Below are 16,458 nucleotides of genomic sequence, written 5' to 3'. Positions count from 1 at the left end.
GGAACGGCCATGTATCAGACGAACTATCACCGCGCCTCGACAGTCGATGAGGCCGTCAGCATGATCGCGGGTGCAACGGAGGGCAAATATGTCGCCGGCGGCATGACGTTGATCGCAACGATGAAGCAGCGGCTTGCCGCACCGAGCGATCTCGTTGACCTGCGCCATGTAGAGGCGATGAAAGGGATCAGCGTCGAAGGCCGCAGGGTGCGGATCGGCGCGGCAGTAACGCACGCGGAAGTGGCTACTTCTACAGCTATTGGCGCGATCTGCCCCGCTTTGTGCGAACTCGCCGGAGGGATCGGCGATCCGCATGTGCGGCATATGGGAACCATCGGCGGTTCGATCGCCAATAACGATCCCGCTGCCGACTATCCGGCCGCGATGCTGGCGCTGAATGCCCGCATCATTACGAATAAGCGCGAGATCGCAGCCGACGATTTCTTCACCGGCCTTTTCGAAACGGCGCTTGAAGACGGCGAACTGATCACCGCAATCACCTTCGAGGCACCGGAGAAGGCCGGTTACCTGAAGTTTCCGAATCCGGCGTCCCGTTATGCCATGACCGGCGTCTTCGTCGCGAGAGGACTGGGCGGCGTGCGTGTCGCCGTTACAGGAGCTGGTTCCAACGGTGTCTTCCGCCAACCCGCCATGGAGCAGGCGTTGAGTGCCAACTGGTCATCGGGCGCGATAGCGGGCGTCAATGTCGATCCGGCAGGATTGATGTCGGACCTGCATGCCAGCGCGGAGTATCGCGCCAATCTGGTGAAGGTGATGGCGAAGCGCGCCGTTGCTGCGGCTGGTTAGCATGCCAAAAAGGGAGCCGGCTTCGGGCTCCCTCAATCATACGAGAATGCGCTCCGGACGAGCGTCGCGGACGTGTGGTCGCGTACTTTTTATCTGGAATCATTCAAAAATATGGGCCATTTGCCGCAGTTGATGTTAAAGCGTGATGTAAGGGTTGACGCGCGATCGTCCGCTCAGCAAAACCGTCGCGCGATACTGGAGCACATGCATGGATTTCGAAGGGTTTTTTAGGAGCGAGCTGGACGGGCTTCACGCCGAAGGCCGCTACCGCGTTTTTGCCGATCTCGAGCGTCACCGCGGCCACTTTCCGCGCGCCACGCGCCATACGGCGGACGGTGCGAAGGACGTCGCCGTCTGGTGCTCCAACGACTATCTCGGCATGGGCCAGAACCCGAAGGTGATCGAGGCGATGAAGAACGCCATCGACCACTGTGGCGCGGGTGCGGGAGGCACCCGGAATATCTCTGGCACCACCCACTACCACGTCCTGCTCGAGCGCGAGCTGGCCGACCTGCACGGCAAGGAAGCGGCACTGATCTTCACCTCCGGCTACGTCTCCAACTGGGCAAGCCTCGGCACGCTCGGCGCCAAAATCCCCGGGCTGATCATCTTCTCCGACGCGCTGAACCATGCCTCGATGATCGAGGGCATCCGCCATGCGAAGTGCGGCAAGGTGATCTGGAAGCACAACGACGTGGCCGATCTCGAAGCCAAGCTGGCGGCCGCCGATCCGAAGGCGCCGAAGCTGATCGCGTTTGAATCCGTCTATTCGATGGATGGCGATATCGCGCCGATCAAGGAGATCTGTGATCTCGCCGACAAGTATGGCGCCATGACCTATCTCGACGAAGTCCATGCCGTCGGCATGTACGGCCCGCGCGGCGGCGGCATTGCCGAGCGCGAAGGGCTGATGGACCGGCTGACGGTGATCGAAGGCACGCTCGGCAAGGCCTTCGGCGTCATGGGTGGCTATATCGCCGCCTCGGCGGCACTGTGCGACTTCATCCGCTCGTTTGCCTCCGGCTTCATCTTCACGACGGCGCTGCCGCCGGCGCTGGCGGCCGGTGCGGTGGCCTCGATCCAGCACCTGAAGGTCAGCCAGATCGAGCGCGCCCGCCATCAGGACCGGGTGCGCAAGCTGCGAACGCTGCTCGATCAGCGCGGCATTCCGCATATGCCGAACCCGAGCCATATCGTGCCGGTGGTGGTCGGCGATGCGGCGAAGTGCAAATGGATCTCCGATATCCTGCTCGACAATTTCGGCGTCTATGTCCAGCCGATCAACTATCCGACGGTGCCAAAGAAGACCGAGCGGCTGCGCATCACCCCGACGCCGCTGCATTCCGATGCCGACATCGAACAACTGGTCGCGGCACTCCATTCGCTCTGGTCGCGCTGCGCGCTGGCAAGGCAAGTCGCGTAAAGTCGATCAGCTTTTCCGTTGAATCAGGGCCGCCGTTAGGCGGCCTTATCGTTGAGCGCAACCAGTTTCGCTGCGAGCCTGCGGGCCTCGGCGTCGGCCGCAAAGACGTCATCCATCGTGTGTGCGCCGTCCGTGGCAGTCATCCTGTCCATGACTGCTTCGGCAATATCGGCCATCTGCAGGAAGCCGATCCGTTCTTCGACGAAGGCATGAAAGGCCACTTCCTCAGCGGCGTTCATAATGGCCCCTTGCAGGCCGCCTCGCTCCAATGCCGTGCGCGCAAGCCTGAGAGCGGGGAAACGCTTTTCGTCCGGCGCTTCGAAGTCCAGACGAGAGAGTTTTGCAAAATCCAGGCGCTCGACATTCAGCTTCGGCCGACGCGGATACTCCAACGCATAGCCGATCGCCGTCCGCATATCCGGGCTGCCGAGCTGGGCAATGATGGACCCATCCGTATAACCGACCATGGAATGGACGACGGATTGCGGATGCACCACCACCTCGATCTGGTCCGGGCGGACACTGAAGAGGTGCTTAGCCTCGATCATTTCGAGTGCCTTGTTGAACATCGAGGCGCTGCCGATTGAAATTTTCAAGCCCATCGACCAATTCGGGTGGGCGCGTGCAGTCGCCGCAGTCACATTTGCCATCTCGGCACGCGACCATGTGCGGAAAGGGCCGCCCGATGCCGTCAGGATAATCCGTTCGACGGCGTGCCGCTGATTTTCGTCAAGTGACTGGAAGATGGCGCTGTGTTCGCTATCGACCGGGACCAGCCGCCCGCCGCCGTTCTGCACTGCCTTGACGAAGAGATCGCCCGCCGAAACAAGGCATTCCTTGTTGGCGAGGGCGATCGTTGCACCCTTGCGTGCTGCCGCCAGTGTCGGCACCAGCCCCGCCGTGCCGACGATGGCGGCCATGACCCAGTCCGCTTCGATGTCGGCGGCCTCCGCCAGTCCCGCAGTGCCCGCCGCAACTGCGATGCCGCTGCCGGAGAGCTCGGCTTTCAGCGATTTGTATTTGCCGTCGTTCGCAGTAACCGCGAGCCGGGCGCCGGTCGCTTTTGCCTGCTGTGCAAGCAGCTCAACGTTTTCATTGCCGGTCACTACGGAAATTTCGTAGTTCTCCCGGCCGCCGAGCTGCTGGATGACATCGAGCGTATTTTGTCCGATCGAGCCCGTCGAACCAAAGATGCTGAGGCGCCGCGGCGCATTTCTGCCGGTCGTCATGCCGATTTTTGCCGAAAATTTCCCATTAGCCTCTGGCTCTACAAGGCTTTGAAATGGGCGGCAAGTGTGCAGTGCAGCACTTTTCTACCGTTGAGTGGTTTACAGAACGAGCCTCGGATGTGATCCTGATAACAATTCCTGCAGGATTTCCACAGGATGCCGCAGTTGTTCAGCAGTCGCTGCGACTGCTGCCGCGCTGCATGGCAACGGCACCTTATGCTGGGCCAGTTCATAAAAACGGGAGGAGTGAGAGGACGCGCGAAAGCGTGCATCGCGCGGGTTTTTGCGTATTGCGCGCTTGGCGCGATTGGATTTTGATGACTATGTTGAAGAGAACATTATTATTGTCAGGCCTGTGCCTTTTGGGGGCTCTTCCGGCCAAGGCGGACAATCTTCTGATCTGGACTCCAGTGCGGGTTTCCGAGCAGTCTTACAAGACAACGATGGGCTTTCGTCTTCCATCCGAATGGGAAACGAGTGCCGGCGCCGACCTGGCGCTCGCATCGACCGATGGCGAGGCCATCCAGCCCGGCTCCGAACAGGCGACGCTTTGGGGGAAGATCACCAAGGCCCGCGTCACACCGACAGGAAAGGCGCAGCAGGATGCAAGCCTCCGGATCGATACGCTGCGCGGCAGCGGGTCGCTGATGCTCAGCCGCTCGCGCAGCTTCATCCTATCGGACTCGCTCGACCTGCAGACAAGCCGGTTTGTCAACGTCGATTACGATGCTGTCGAAACACGTCAGACGTCGGTGACGGCAACTCAGGCTCTGAAACTGATCTATCCGGGGACTGGAACGTCGATTTCTGCAGGAAGCAGCGTGACGGATTTCGGCAGGGATTTTTCGAGTTCAGTCGGTGTCAGCCAGACTATTCTTCCGAACCTCAATCTCAATGCGGCGGTCACCAATCCGCTTTCATCCGGCAGCTCGGCCAGCGTCAACGTCAATTACCGGGTAAGCTGGTAGGTGCCTTTCGGCGGCTGAAACCAAGCTGGCTGTTTTCGCGTTTCTCCGCAATCCAACAGGAGGAACGACCATGATCTTCAAGGAGGCTACATTCCACGGGAAGCAGCCTGGAATAGCGGCGGAATCGGTCGATCATGCATCGCTTGAAAGGGCCGTGGCCGGCGCGCTTGCGACGGCTGGCGGCATCGACGCTTCGGACGTCGAAGTGACGGCCGAAGGCGACGACATCGTGCTCACCGGCACGGTTGGCACCGTCGATGAAATCGAACGCGCAACGGCTGTCGCACGAGGCGTTCCGGGCGTGCATGCTGTTCGAAACCGGATCTTGCTTGGCTGAATACGCCACGAAGTGCCGTCAGCCATAACAGACTACTGGAAAGTAGGGGCTCCTTTGCAACAGCAGTTTGCGCCCAGCCGAATCAGCCGGCAAAGCGCTCGGCAAGGAATACCGAGCCGGTGCCGGCCCCGCTGGCGCGGTCGGTCTTTTCGGTGGTGATCGGGCCGGACGACTGATGAGCGATTGCGAGCAACAGGCCGCTGATCGCGATATAGGCAATTGCTAGGATGGTCATCTTTGTACGCATGACGAAACACTCCCATTTCGCTCCCAACGCCGGCCATGTTTCAAAGTTCCGCAACGACGTCGTGAGCGTGATGGCCGATGTTGCTTTTCCGTCACTTGCCGGGGGAAATGGATATCGGGTCAGGCCGATTTAGGCTGTGCCCTCGAAATGCCCGTTTGCAATGTGAGCAGTGTGGCTGCCCGCGCTTGCAACCAGGCACGGCGTTACGATGTGCAGATAAGTGAAGACAGTTTGGATCATTCTTCGATGAGACACGTTATGTGTTTCAGAGTTTGTTCTTCGCCGGCTGAGCCCAATGCTATTCCCAGCCATGATTTTAGAAGGAGACCATGATGAAAAAGACCATTGCGATGATAGTTGCTGCGGCATCGCTGGCCCAAGCATGCGTGACGGCTGCAACTGCCGCCGACGTGATCCGGACCTACCAAGAGCCGGACGTGCGCGGCGGGGTCAAGATTGGCTTCCTGACATGCGATATCGGCGGCGGCTTCGGCTATGTACTCGGTTCAGCGAAGGAGGCAGATTGCGTCTTCACATCGAGTGCTGGTCAGGAGATTTCTGACCACTATACAGGCGACATCAGAAAACTTGGCATAGATCTCGGGTTTACGACCCGCAGCCGTCTTGCCTGGGCTGTCTTCGCGCCGACTGCCGGCTATCATCGCGGCTCGCTCGGTGGCCTTTATGTCGGCGCCGCGGCGGAAGCGACGCTTGGCGCAGGCGTCGGTGCGAATGTCCTGGTCGGTGGTACTGCTGGATCGATTCATCTCCAGCCTCTCAGCGTAACAGGCCAACTTGGTCTCAACATTGCAGCGGCCAGCGCGTCGATGACGCTCACGCCCGCCTGACAAGTTCCGTTCTGCCCCTTCCGTCACAACGGAGGGGGCTAGGCTAACCCAGATGAGGAGTTTGATGTTTTTAGTCGGCAAATGTAGCAAAAGCGACCGCTGGACCATGCACGGCTTGCGGTCCGGGCTGTTCATGTCGGCTTGTGGTGAAGTCAAAATCGTAAGCGCAACTGACCACACGTGGTATCTTTCGACGTGCGGGAATCAACAGAAGCGGCATTAGAAGCTCTTTGCGGCCTCATGTCACGTCCTGAAATGTGCTGATATCGCACTGGCGCCTTACGAATTAGGATATACTATAGTTAGTTTGATTGGAGCCAAACGACCGGTGGATGCACATTTTTGTGCATTGCCATAGACGGCCGACGGGTGTCCAATCAATCCACGAAACATATTGATTCTCAACGAAATGTCGTTGCCATTGCAGTGGTTCGGCTATTTCGGGAGCCTGTGGCATAAACCTTGAATGGAGGGCCCATGCTGAATGAATCCGTGTTCGATGCGTTTACGCGTAACTATGAAACGCGGCGCGAAACAGAGATGTCCATCGCAGAATACTTGTCGCTCTGCAAACAGGAGCCGCTTGCCTATGCCAATGCGACGGAGCGTCTGCTTGCGGCGATAGGCGAACCGGAGGTATTGGACACCGCCAAGGATCTGCGCCTCGGCCGGGTCTTCATGAACAGGACAATCCGGACCTACCCAGCCTTCGTCGGCTTTTACGGCATGGAGGAGACGATCGAGCGTATCGTTTCCTTCTTCACGCATGCCGCGCAAGGGCTCGAGGAGCGTAAGCAGATCCTTTATCTGCTCGGTCCGGTCGGCGGCGGCAAGTCTTCGCTCGCCGAGCGGTTGAAGCAGTTGATGGAGGTTCATCCAATCTATGTGCTGAAGGCAGGCGACGACGTCAGCCCTGTTTTTGAAAGTCCGCTCAGCCTCTTTGATCCAGCCACGATGGGCTCCCTTCTCTTTGAAGAATTCGGCATCCCAATGCGGCGGCTGACCGGACTTATGAGCCCATGGTGCCTAAAGCGGCTTGACGAGTTCGGTGGCGATATTTCCCGTTTCCGCGTCGTCAGAATGCAGCCTTCACGGTTGCGCCAGATCGCGATCGCCAAAACCGAGCCCGGCGACGAGAACAACCAGGATATTTCTTCGCTGGCCGGCAAGGTCGATATCCGCAAGCTTGAAACTTATTCGCAGAACGATCCGGATGCCTACAGCTATTCCGGTGCACTCAACCGTGCCAACCAGGGCCTGCTCGAATTCGTCGAGATGTTCAAGGCGCCGATCAAGATGCTGCATCCCCTGCTGACAGCGACGCAGGAAGGAAATTACATCGGTACCGAAAATATCGGCGCCATTCCCTTTTCGGGCATTGTTCTAGCGCACTCTAACGAGGCCGAATGGCAGACCTTCAAAGCAAATAAGAACAATGAGGCCTTCATCGACCGTATCTGCGTCATCAAGGTGCCCTATTGCCTCCGCGTGACCGAGGAGAAGAAGATCTACGAGAAACTGATCGAAGGATCGGAACTCGCGGAGGCTCCCTGTGCGCCGGGGACGCTCGAGATGCTGGCGCGCTTTTCGGTGCTTTCGCGCTTGCGCAAGCATGAGAACTCGACATATTTTTCCAAGATGCGGTCCTATGACGGCGAAAGCCTGAAGGAAACCGACCCGCGCGCACGCAGCGTCCAGGAATATCGGGATGCGGCCGGCGTTGACGAGGGAATGGACGGAATATCGACACGTTTCGCCTTCAAAGTGCTCGCTTCGACCTTTAATCATCACACGAGCGAGGTGGGGGCCGATCCGGTTCATCTGATGTACGTTCTGGAACAGGCGATCCGCCGCGAGCAGTTTCCCGACGAAGCCGAGAAACGCTACATGGAGTTCATCAAAGCCGAACTTGCGCCGCGCTATGCGGAGTTCATCGGCAACGAGATTCAGAAAGCCTATCTGGAATCCTATGCGGATTACGGACAGAATCTCTTCGATCGCTACGTGGACTACGCCGATGCTTGGATCGAGGATGTAGACTTCAAGGATCCGGATACCGGCCAGCTCCTCGACCGGGAGCTGCTTAACCAGGAACTAACGAAGATCGAAAAGCCGGCGGGTATCGCCAACCCGAAGGATTTCCGTAACGAAATCGTCAAGTTCTGCTTGCGGTCGCGGGCGAACAACGGCGGGAAAAACCCGTCCTGGACGAGCTATGAAAAGATCAGGGAAGTGATCGAGAAACGCATGTTCTCTCAGGTCGAGGATCTGCTTCCGGTCATCTCCTTCGGCACGAAGAAGGACGGCGAAGCCGAGAAGAAACACAGTGAATTCGTTTCGCGCATGACCACGCGCGGCTACACCGAAAGACAGGTTCGGCGCCTCGTGGATTGGTACATGCGCGTGAAGCAGGCAAGTTAACGCTCACGCGGGAGCCATCATGCACATTGTCGACCGCCGGCTTAATCCGCGCGGTAAAAGCTTAGAAAATCGTCAACGGTTTCTTCGGCGCGCGAAAAGCGCCGTGCAGCAGGCGGTGAAACGTTCTCTGCAAAGCCGTAATATTCGGGATGTGCTCGACGGTGGCGAAATTACCTTGCCGATTGACGGTCTGACAGAGCCGGGTTTCCGTCGGGGTGAGGGCGGCATCAGCGATCAAATTTTGCCGGGAAACAGAGCTTTTGTTGAAGGGGATATCATTCCCCGGCCGCCGGGCAGAAGCGGCGGGAGACCGAAAGAGGCAGGCGAAGGCGATGGCGAGGATGGTTTCCGTTTCGTGCTGACGCGTGAAGAATTCCTCGACGTCTTTCTCGACGATCTGGAACTGCCTGATCTTGCCAAGCGGCGGTTGACCGAAACCGAAGAGGAAAGTCCCGTGCGGGCCGGCTATTCGGTGTCCGGTTCGCCGTCCAACCTCGCCGTCGGCCGCACGACGCGGATGGCGATGATGCGGCGGATCGCGCTTCGCCGCCCGCGCATCCAGGAGATCGAGGCGCTTCGGCGCGAGATCGAGGAATGCGAAGACGACGAGAAACGCGGAGCTCTTGAGGCTAAGCTCAAAGCGTTGACGGAAAAAAGCCGCCGCATTCCCTATATCGATCCGCTCGATGTGCGCTATCGCCGCTTCGAAACCGAACCGAAGCCCGTGGCGAAAGCCGTTATGTTCTGCCTGATGGACGTCTCCGGTTCGATGTCGGAGCATATGAAGGATCTTGCGAAGCGGTTCTATCTGCTGCTCTACCTTTTCCTGTCGCAGCGCTACAAGAAGGTCGAGATCGTCTTCATCCGCCATACGGACAAGGCCGAGGAGGTGGATGAGGAAACCTTCTTCTATGGTCCGGCGACGGGTGGTACGCTGGTATCAAGCGCGCTTGCGGCGATGCGCGCGATCGTTGCGGCGCGTTTCGACCCAGCCGAGTGGAACATCTATGCCGCCCAGGCTTCCGATGGTGACAACTCCTATTCGGACGGTACCATGACGGGGCAACTCCTGCGGCACGAGATTCTGCCGCTGTGCCAGTATTTCGCCTATATCGAGGTCGGCGAGGAAGATAGTGACTCCTCTGTCTCCCGCTCGCCGCTCTGGACGCTTTACGAAGGTATCCGTTCTGAACAGGTACCCCTTTCCATGCGCAAGGTGTGCCAACGAAATGAAATATTCCCGGTCTTCCACGAGCTTTTCCAGAAGCGTGATGCACAGTCGAAGGTGGCACCATGACGACTACGGCGATGTCAAAGGAGCGACTGCTGTTTAACGGTTCCGACTGGGATTTTCCAACGCTGCAGGGCATTCATGATGCCTGCGAGGAGATAGCGCTCGGCGAACTCGGCCTGGATGTCTACCCAAACCAGATCGAGGTCATCACATCGGAACAGATGCTGGATGCCTACTCATCGACCGGCATGCCGCTCTTTTATCGTCATTGGTCATTCGGCAAGCATTTCGCTCATCACGAGGCTTTCTACCGCCGTGGCATGCGCGACCTTGCCTATGAAATCGTCATCAATAGTTCGCCCTGCATCTCCTACCTCATGGAGGAAAATTCGGCGACGATGCAGACATTGGTCATCGCGCACGCCGCTTTCGGGCACAACCATTTCTTCAAGAACAATTATCTTTTCCAACTCTGGACGGATGCTGATGGCATTCTCGATTACCTCAATTTCGCCAAGGCTTACATCGCCCGCTGCGAGGAGCGCTACGGCGAAGTTGAGGTCGAGCGTACGCTCGATGCCGCGCACGCGCTGATGTCGCATGGGGTGCACCGGCACGCCGGCAAAACGAAGGTCGACCTTCGTGACGAGGAACGGCGGGAACAGGAGCGCCGTGTCCATGAGGAGCAGGTATTCAACGATCTTTGGCGCACTGTTCCCACCGGCAAGAAGCGCACGGCAGCCGATGTCGGCTTGGAGAAGAGACGCCTCGCCCTTGGCCTTCCTCAGGATAACATCCTCTACTTCCTCGAAAAATCAGCGCCGAGACTGCAGCCGTGGCAGCGTGAGATTCTGCGCATCGTCCGCCATGTCGCGCAGTATTTTCACCCGCAACGCCAGACCAAGGTGATGAACGAGGGAACAGCCACCTACGTCCACTATCGGATCATGAACAGGCTTCACGAGCGCGGGCAGATCAGTGATGGAAACTTCCTCGAATTCCTGAAGTCGCATGCCAATGTCGTGTTCCAGCCCAACTACGACGATCGCCGTTTCTCGGGCTTCAATCCCTATGCGCTGGGTTTTGCAATGATGCAGGACATCGAGCGGATCGTGACTGCGCCGACAGAGGAGGACAGGGCGTGGTTCCCTGACATTGCCGGACGCGGCGATGCAATGTCCGTATTGCGTGACATCTGGGCCGATTATCGGGACGAGAGTTTCATCAATCAGTTCCTGAGCCCCAACCTGATCCGGCAATGGCGTCTCTTCCATCTTTACGATGATCCGGAGCAGGAAGAAGGAATCCTGGTTTCAGCGATCCATGACGAACGCGGCTATCGGCGCATCCGCCGTCAGCTTTCCCGCGAATACGACATCGGCTGGATCGACCCCGGAATAGACATCGTCGATGTCGACCTTGCCGGTGACCGCCGCCTTCTCTTGCGCCACAATGTCACGAACGATTGGTTTCTTCAGGAAGCCGATACGAAGCTCGTCCTGCAGCATCTCGCCAACCTTTGGGGCTATGATGTTTTGCTTCAGGAAATCGATAGTTCAAATGAAGTGGTGAAGGAACACACGGCGAGCCCCCGCAAGCCCATTCAGTGATAAACCATTCTCATTGAGGGTTCTCTCTGGACGAAAGTGTTTTGGTGATCCCGGCGCGATTCGAACGCGCGACCCCCAGATTAGGAATCTGGTGCTCTATCCTGCTGAGCTACGGGACCACTCCGTGTCATGCATACAAAAGGCTTGACGCGAAGCCAAGCCTTTTTGAAGTTCTTATCGAGTATAGATTTCACGCGCCCAAACGCTGTTCGGCAAGGCGGACCCAGTAGGAGATGCCGTGGCCTATGATTTCGTCGTTGAAATCATAGGCCGGGTTGTGAAGGCCCGCGCTGTCGCCGTTGCCGATGAAGATGAAAGCGCCGGGACGGGCGTTCAGCATGTAAGAGAAATCCTCGCCTCCCATCATTGGATCGATTTCAGAATTGACGTTCGCCGCGCCCGCTATGTCGGTCGCGATGGCGATCGCATGGGTGGTCTCCGTGTCGTGATTGACGGTGACGGGATAGTTGCGGTGGAAGCCGATATCGGCCTCTGCGCCATGGGCGGCGGCGAGACCGTTTATAATCTGCTTGAGGCGGGTTTCCGCCAGATCGCGGACTTCGGCGTCGAGCGTGCGGACCGTGCCGGCGATCTGTGCGTCGTTCGGAATGACGTTGTGGGCAAAACCCGCGTTGAACTTGGTGACGGAGACGACAACCGAACGCAGGGGATCGGCGCTCCGCGAGGCGATCATCTGCAGGTTGGTGACGATCTGCGCGCCGATCGCGATCGGGTCGATCGTCCGGTGCGGCTGGGCCGCATGGCCGCCACGGCCCTTGATGGTCACCGTGAATTCGTCCGTCGCCGCCATGATCGGGCCTTTGCGGATGGCGAACTGACCGACGGAAAGGCCGGGCAGATTATGCATCCCATAGACCTCCTCGATATTAAAGCGCTCCATCATGCCGTCCTGGACCATCAGGTTACCGCCGCCGCCGCCCTCTTCGGCCGGTTGGAAAATCACCGCGACGTTGCCGTTGAAGTTGCGCGTTTCTGCAAGATATTTGGCGGCTCCGAGTAGCATCGCCGTGTGCCCATCATGCCCACAGGCGTGCATCTTGCCCGGCGTCGTCGAGGCCCACGGCTTGCCGGTGATCTCCGTCAGCGGCAGGGCGTCCATGTCGGCGCGCAGGCCGATTGCACGACGGCCTTTTCCCTTGCCCTTGATCAGGCCGACGACGCCGGTGCGGCCGATGCCGGTCACAATTTCGTCAACGCCGAATTCCTTGAGCTTGCCGGCAACGAAAGCCGCCGTGTTTTCGACCGCGAAAAGAAGCTCCGGCCGTGCATGGATGTGGCGGCGCCATTCGGTCGCTTCGGCTTGCAATTCAGCGGCTCTGTTCAAAATCGGCATACATAACTTCCTGTACGAAATTGGATTGTCCGGCGGCTTGCGGGATGTTGCGCCGCGAAAATAACTTATTCAATGACCTTTGCCATGTCATGGCCATATAAGCTAAATAGGTGAAGCTTTCGAGATTTCCGGACATCTTAGGGACGAACCGTGTCAACGCGCCAGAATCGTTTGATTTCATTCGCAGCCTCCGCAGCCGCCGCTTTTCTTCTCCTTTCGGTCCCGCTGGCGCAGGCCAATCCGCAAATCCTCGTCGATGTTCAGAGCGGCCGGGTGCTGGAGCATGAAGAAGCATTCCGCAAATGGTATCCGGCGTCGCTGACAAAGCTGATGACGGTCTATACAGTTTTCGACGCAATCCGTGCCGGCGAGATCAGCCTCGATACGCCGATCGTCATCAGCAAGCAGGCGGCAGCGCAGCCAGCCGCGAAAATGTACTACAAGCCGGGGCAGAAGCTGACGCTAGACAGCGCGCTGAAGATCCTGATGATCAAGTCGGCGAATGACGTCGCGGTTGCCGTGGCAGAGGCCGTCGCCGGTACCCAGGATGCCTTTGTCCTACGCATGAATTCCGAAGCAGCAAAGCTCGGCATGTCGGATTCGCATTTCGTCAATCCGAACGGCCTGCCGGGTAAAGGCCAATACACCACGGCGCGCGATCTCGCAGTCCTGACCGTCGCGCTACGACGCGATTTCCCGCAATATGCGGGTTATTTCGCGCTTGAAGGCTTCTCCAATGGCAAGACGAACACGCCGAACATCAACCTGCTGATCGGCCGTTTTGCCGGTGCGGATGGCATGAAGACCGGCTTTATCTGTGCCTCGGGATTCAATCAGATCGGCTCGGCGACCCGTAACGGCCGCACCCTGATTTCCGTCGTTCTCGGTACAGACAGTCTTGCAGCTCGCGCGGACGCGACGGCGAACCTGTTGCAGAAGGGCTTTGTGACGCAGTTTCCGGCAACCGATACCTTGGGTTCGTTGAAGCCATATGGGCCGGGGCAGGATCAGGTCACCGACATAAGCGCCGATATCTGCAGCGCAAAAGGTGCCAAGGTGCGCAGCGAAACGCGCGACGAGGTCGGCCGCATGAAAGTGCAGTCGCCCTATATCCTGGAAATGGACCATGAGCCACGCTACGTCTTCGCCGGCCTCGTCCCCGGCCAGGACGTTCAGCCGGACAAGATGGCGAAGGCCGACGCAATCGGCGACCTTGCTAATGTGCCGGTGCCGCTGCCGCGTCCGACCTCCTTCTAAGGTAAAGCCAGATGAGGATTCATGACAAAATCCCGGTCACTATCCTGACCGGCTTTCTTGGCGCCGGTAAGTCGACCCTCTTGAACCGGGTCCTGAAGGATCCGGCGATGAAGGATGCCGCCGTGATCATCAACGAATTCGGCGATGTCGGCATCGACCATCTGCTCGTCGAAAGCTCGGGCGATGCGATCATCGAGCTTTCGGACGGCTGCCTTTGCTGCACGGTGCGCGGTGAACTCGTCGATACGCTGGCAAATCTAATGGATGCGGTGCAGACTGGCCGGGTCAAGCCCGTGAAGCGTGTCGTGATCGAAACTACCGGCCTCGCTGATCCGGCGCCGGTGATGCAGGCGATCATGGGCAACCCGGTCATCGCCACCAATTTCGAACTCGACGGTGTCGTGACAGTCATCGATGCGGTCAATGGGCTGCAGACGCTCGACAATCACGAGGAGGCACGCAAGCAAGCCGCAGTCGCTGATCGTTTGATCGTATCGAAAAGGTCGATGGCGATCGCTGAGCTGTTGTCCGCGCTGAAAACGCGGCTGCGCCAGCTTAATCCACGGGCGGCGCTCTTGGATGCAGATAGCGCGCAAGCCGGCAGCGTGGAGATTCTCGTAAACGGCCTGTACGATCCGGCGGCGAAGATTGCCGATGTCAGCCGATGGCTTCGCGATGAGGATGAGCATGACGCGCCTCACCATCATGACCACCACCAACACGCCCACCATGATCATGACCACCATGATCATGACCACCAGGATCCGCATGATGTGAACCGTCACGACACCTCGATCCAATCGTTCTCGATCGTCGAAGACAAACCGATCGAGCCGATGGCGCTGGAAATGTTCATCGACCTGTTGCGCTCCGCGCATGGCGAAAAGCTGTTGCGCATGAAGGCGATCATTGCGGTCTCAGACCGGCCGGAGAGACCCTTGGTCCTGCATGGCGTGCAGAATATCTTTCACCCGCCGATGCGTCTTCCGGCCTGGCCGGATCCGGCCGACCGGCGCACACGCATGGTGCTGATTACCAAGGATCTGCCGGAGGATTTCGTGAAGACTCTCTTCGATGCTTTCCTCGGAAAACCGCGCATCGACACCCCGGATCGCACAGCACTCAACGATAATCCGCTCGCCATTCCCGGCATGAAGATTTGAGATTATCCCTTGCGGATCAGGAAACGGTGGCCGGTTTCGGTCTTCACCGTTTCCAGCAGTTCGTGGCCTTCTTCCTTACAGAAATGGGGAATGTCGATTCCCGCCAACGGGTCGGTCGTTTCGACACGGATCAGCGCGCCGCTTGCCATGGAGGAAAGCTTACGGCGGGTTTTCAGCACGGGCAGGGGGCATTTCAGGCCGCGCAGGTCATAGGAAACGGCGTCCAAGCCGCTCAGTTCCTGGCCCAGAATTTCCAGAACGGCTTCTTGGCGGCTTCGGCCGTTTCCTGCGGAGGAGGTTCCGGTGCGAAGGCCAGAGGATTCTGCGTGGGAACGGGAACATTGGCGGGCACGGCCGCTGCAACTGCCGTCGCGTTGTTCTCAGCGGGTGCAGCTGTCGGTGCCGGCGTTGCGGAGGCGGTAGCCGTGGCATTTGCCACGGGCGCAGCCGGCTTCGACATCATTTCTTCGAGTTCGGCCACCTTGACCATGCGTCCCGCTTCCAGCGAGGTGCCGGTCGGGGCATAAGCGAGTTCGCGGCCCTTGCGCTGCTTGGCGACGACGGCCTTCCGCTCGGCTTCGGTCGGGTCGTACCAAGCCATACCCTCGAACTTCTTTTCAGCCCTGGCGAAGTCGCCCGCGTATATCTTGTTATAGGAGGCAAGGGCCGACGCCAGTGCCGGAGGCGTGGACATCGCGGGGCACTGGCCCGCCGGATTGAAAGCGCCGCTGCCGTCAGCTAGCTGCTGGTTGAAGACATATTTCTTCTCGCAGACATTCACGTCCGGCGGACGCTTGGTGATCTCGAAATTGTCGTAGCCGACCTTCAGCATCTTCCAGAAGTCATAGTTCTGGTTCAGGCGATGCTTGAACATATTTTCTGCCGTCATGCGGAAGGGAAAAGCCTGCAACTGAACCGTTGTCTGGCCGCCCTTGAAGGCATCGCGCGCGAAAGCATAGATCTCCAGAACCTGCTCGTCGGTCATCGAATAGCAGCCGGAAGACGAGCATGCGCCGTGGATCATCAGGTCGGAGCCTGTTCGGCCGTTGACGGCGTCGTAGCGGTTCGGAAAGCCGGTGTTGATCGCCAGATAATATTTGGAGTTCGGGTTCAGGTTGGCCCGTGTCAGGTTGTAGAAACCTTCAGGCGCCTGCCGGTCGCCAGTCTTGACCTTCGGGCCGAGCCGGCCGGACCACGCGCAGATCTTGTAATCCGCGATCTTGTCGAAGCGGTTGTCCGTCTTTGCCTTCCAAACTTCGAGAGCACCCTCTTCCTTGAAGATACGGATCATGATCGGGGAATTGCGGTCCATGCCTTTCGCCCTCATATCCGCGAGGATGCGCGCCGGCAAAGGCTGCTCGACCTTGTTCTTGACCCTCGACAGATCAGTATGGGTGACGTCCAAAGCGTCGTTGCAGCCGGCAAGAGCCAGCGCCATCAGCGAAACATAGGCAAAATGACGAATGCGCATTCCCAACAAGCCCATTAAATCGATATGACCCGATCCGCGTCCATGGAGTTCGGGTGTTCCCAGAATCATAGGCGGCTTATACTTCACAA

At 58.5% G+C, this 16,458-nt stretch carries 16 protein-coding genes and 1 tRNA gene; 10 read left to right on the top strand and 7 right to left on the bottom strand.

Annotated features, from left to right (window positions below):
- Positions 1 to 9 precede the first annotated feature (9 nt).
- A complete protein-coding gene (locus N2599_RS16405; protein ID WP_027513819.1) occupies positions 10 to 807 on the top strand; it encodes an FAD binding domain-containing protein in 798 nt (265 codons plus the stop codon).
- Positions 808 to 1,015: 208 nt separating this feature from the next.
- A complete protein-coding gene (gene hemA / locus N2599_RS16400) occupies positions 1,016 to 2,230 on the top strand; it encodes a 5-aminolevulinate synthase (RefSeq protein ID WP_260307459.1) in 1,215 nt (404 codons plus the stop codon).
- A gap of 35 nt (positions 2,231 to 2,265) precedes the next feature.
- Here the strand turns inward: hemA and dxr are convergent, their stop codons facing one another.
- The gene (gene dxr / locus N2599_RS16395; protein WP_027512376.1) at positions 2,266 to 3,459 is read right to left on the bottom strand and encodes a 1-deoxy-D-xylulose-5-phosphate reductoisomerase; all 1,194 of its coding nucleotides are present in this window, start codon (positions 3,457 to 3,459) and stop codon (positions 2,266 to 2,268) included.
- Between the two features lie 317 nt (positions 3,460 to 3,776).
- Here dxr and N2599_RS16390 point away from each other — a divergent pair, with 317 nt between their 5' ends.
- Both N2599_RS16390 and N2599_RS16385 read left to right on the top strand, forming a co-directional pair.
- Complete coding sequence (locus N2599_RS16390) at positions 3,777 to 4,427, top strand: hypothetical protein (protein ID WP_027512375.1); 651 nt, start codon at positions 3,777 to 3,779, stop codon at positions 4,425 to 4,427.
- A 70-nt stretch (positions 4,428 to 4,497) separates the two neighbouring features.
- Positions 4,498 to 4,764, top strand: coding sequence for a BON domain-containing protein (locus N2599_RS16385; protein WP_027512374.1), 267 nt, complete (start codon positions 4,498 to 4,500; stop codon positions 4,762 to 4,764).
- Positions 4,765 to 4,846: 82 nt separating this feature from the next.
- Here the strand turns inward: N2599_RS16385 and N2599_RS16380 are convergent, their stop codons facing one another.
- Positions 4,847 to 5,011 (bottom strand): hypothetical protein, encoded by a 165-nt coding sequence (locus N2599_RS16380; protein WP_167333930.1) that lies wholly within the window; start codon positions 5,009 to 5,011, stop codon positions 4,847 to 4,849.
- A gap of 332 nt (positions 5,012 to 5,343) precedes the next feature.
- Between N2599_RS16380 and N2599_RS16375 the strand changes: the two genes are divergently transcribed.
- From N2599_RS16375 to N2599_RS16360, 4 genes are all read left to right on the top strand, one after another.
- Complete coding sequence (locus N2599_RS16375; RefSeq protein WP_027512373.1) at positions 5,344 to 5,859, top strand: DUF992 domain-containing protein; 516 nt, start codon at positions 5,344 to 5,346, stop codon at positions 5,857 to 5,859.
- A gap of 477 nt (positions 5,860 to 6,336) precedes the next feature.
- Positions 6,337 to 8,280: a PrkA family serine protein kinase gene (locus tag N2599_RS16370; protein WP_027512372.1), complete on the top strand. Its 1,944-nt coding sequence runs from the start codon at positions 6,337 to 6,339 to the stop codon at positions 8,278 to 8,280.
- 19 nt (positions 8,281 to 8,299) lie between these two features.
- Positions 8,300 to 9,577: a YeaH/YhbH family protein gene (locus N2599_RS16365; protein ID WP_027512371.1), complete on the top strand. Its 1,278-nt coding sequence runs from the start codon at positions 8,300 to 8,302 to the stop codon at positions 9,575 to 9,577.
- The gene (locus tag N2599_RS16360) at positions 9,574 to 11,124 is read left to right on the top strand and encodes a SpoVR family protein (protein WP_027512370.1); all 1,551 of its coding nucleotides are present in this window, start codon (positions 9,574 to 9,576) and stop codon (positions 11,122 to 11,124) included. Before N2599_RS16365 ends, N2599_RS16360 begins: the two co-directional genes overlap by 4 nt.
- 42 nt (positions 11,125 to 11,166) lie before the next feature.
- Here N2599_RS16360 and N2599_RS16355 read toward each other — a convergent pair.
- The 3 genes from N2599_RS16355 to N2599_RS16345 form a co-directional block, all read right to left on the bottom strand.
- Positions 11,167 to 11,243: transfer RNA gene (locus tag N2599_RS16355), tRNA-Arg, on the bottom strand.
- A gap of 71 nt (positions 11,244 to 11,314) precedes the next feature.
- The gene (locus tag N2599_RS16350) at positions 11,315 to 12,478 is read right to left on the bottom strand and encodes a M20 aminoacylase family protein (RefSeq protein WP_027512369.1); all 1,164 of its coding nucleotides are present in this window, start codon (positions 12,476 to 12,478) and stop codon (positions 11,315 to 11,317) included.
- Positions 12,453 to 12,659, bottom strand: a complete 207-nt coding sequence (locus N2599_RS16345; protein WP_167333929.1) for a hypothetical protein — start codon at positions 12,657 to 12,659, stop codon at positions 12,453 to 12,455. Before N2599_RS16345 ends, N2599_RS16350 begins: the two co-directional genes overlap by 26 nt.
- Between N2599_RS16345 and N2599_RS16340 the strand changes: the two genes are divergently transcribed.
- Together N2599_RS16340 and N2599_RS16335 are read left to right on the top strand one after the other, a co-directional pair.
- Positions 12,629 to 13,735 carry a D-alanyl-D-alanine carboxypeptidase family protein gene (locus N2599_RS16340; RefSeq protein WP_027512368.1) on the top strand — a complete coding sequence of 369 codons (1,107 nt, stop codon included), beginning with the start codon at positions 12,629 to 12,631 and terminating at the stop codon, positions 13,733 to 13,735. The genes N2599_RS16345 and N2599_RS16340 overlap by 31 nt on opposite strands.
- An 11-nt stretch (positions 13,736 to 13,746) precedes the next feature.
- Positions 13,747 to 14,898, top strand: a complete 1,152-nt coding sequence (locus N2599_RS16335) for a CobW family GTP-binding protein (protein WP_027512367.1) — start codon at positions 13,747 to 13,749, stop codon at positions 14,896 to 14,898.
- A 2-nt stretch (positions 14,899 to 14,900) separates the two neighbouring features.
- On the opposite strand, the gene N2599_RS16330 is transcribed toward N2599_RS16335, so the two are convergent.
- Together N2599_RS16330 and N2599_RS16325 are read right to left on the bottom strand one after the other, a co-directional pair.
- Positions 14,901 to 15,125 carry a sulfurtransferase TusA family protein gene (locus tag N2599_RS16330; RefSeq protein ID WP_027512366.1) on the bottom strand — a complete coding sequence of 75 codons (225 nt, stop codon included), beginning with the start codon at positions 15,123 to 15,125 and terminating at the stop codon, positions 14,901 to 14,903.
- A 5-nt stretch (positions 15,126 to 15,130) separates the two neighbouring features.
- On the bottom strand, positions 15,131 to 16,369 hold the full coding sequence (locus tag N2599_RS16325; protein WP_027512365.1) for a L,D-transpeptidase family protein: 1,239 nt from the start codon (positions 16,367 to 16,369) through the stop codon (positions 15,131 to 15,133).
- Positions 16,370 to 16,458: the final 89 nt, after the last annotated feature.

Source organism: Rhizobium sullae, assembly GCF_025200715.1.
Classification (GTDB): domain Bacteria; phylum Pseudomonadota; class Alphaproteobacteria; order Rhizobiales; family Rhizobiaceae; genus Rhizobium; species Rhizobium sullae.
The sequence above is the reverse complement of the archived record's forward strand: the minus strand, read 5'-3'. Positions and strand labels throughout refer to the sequence as shown.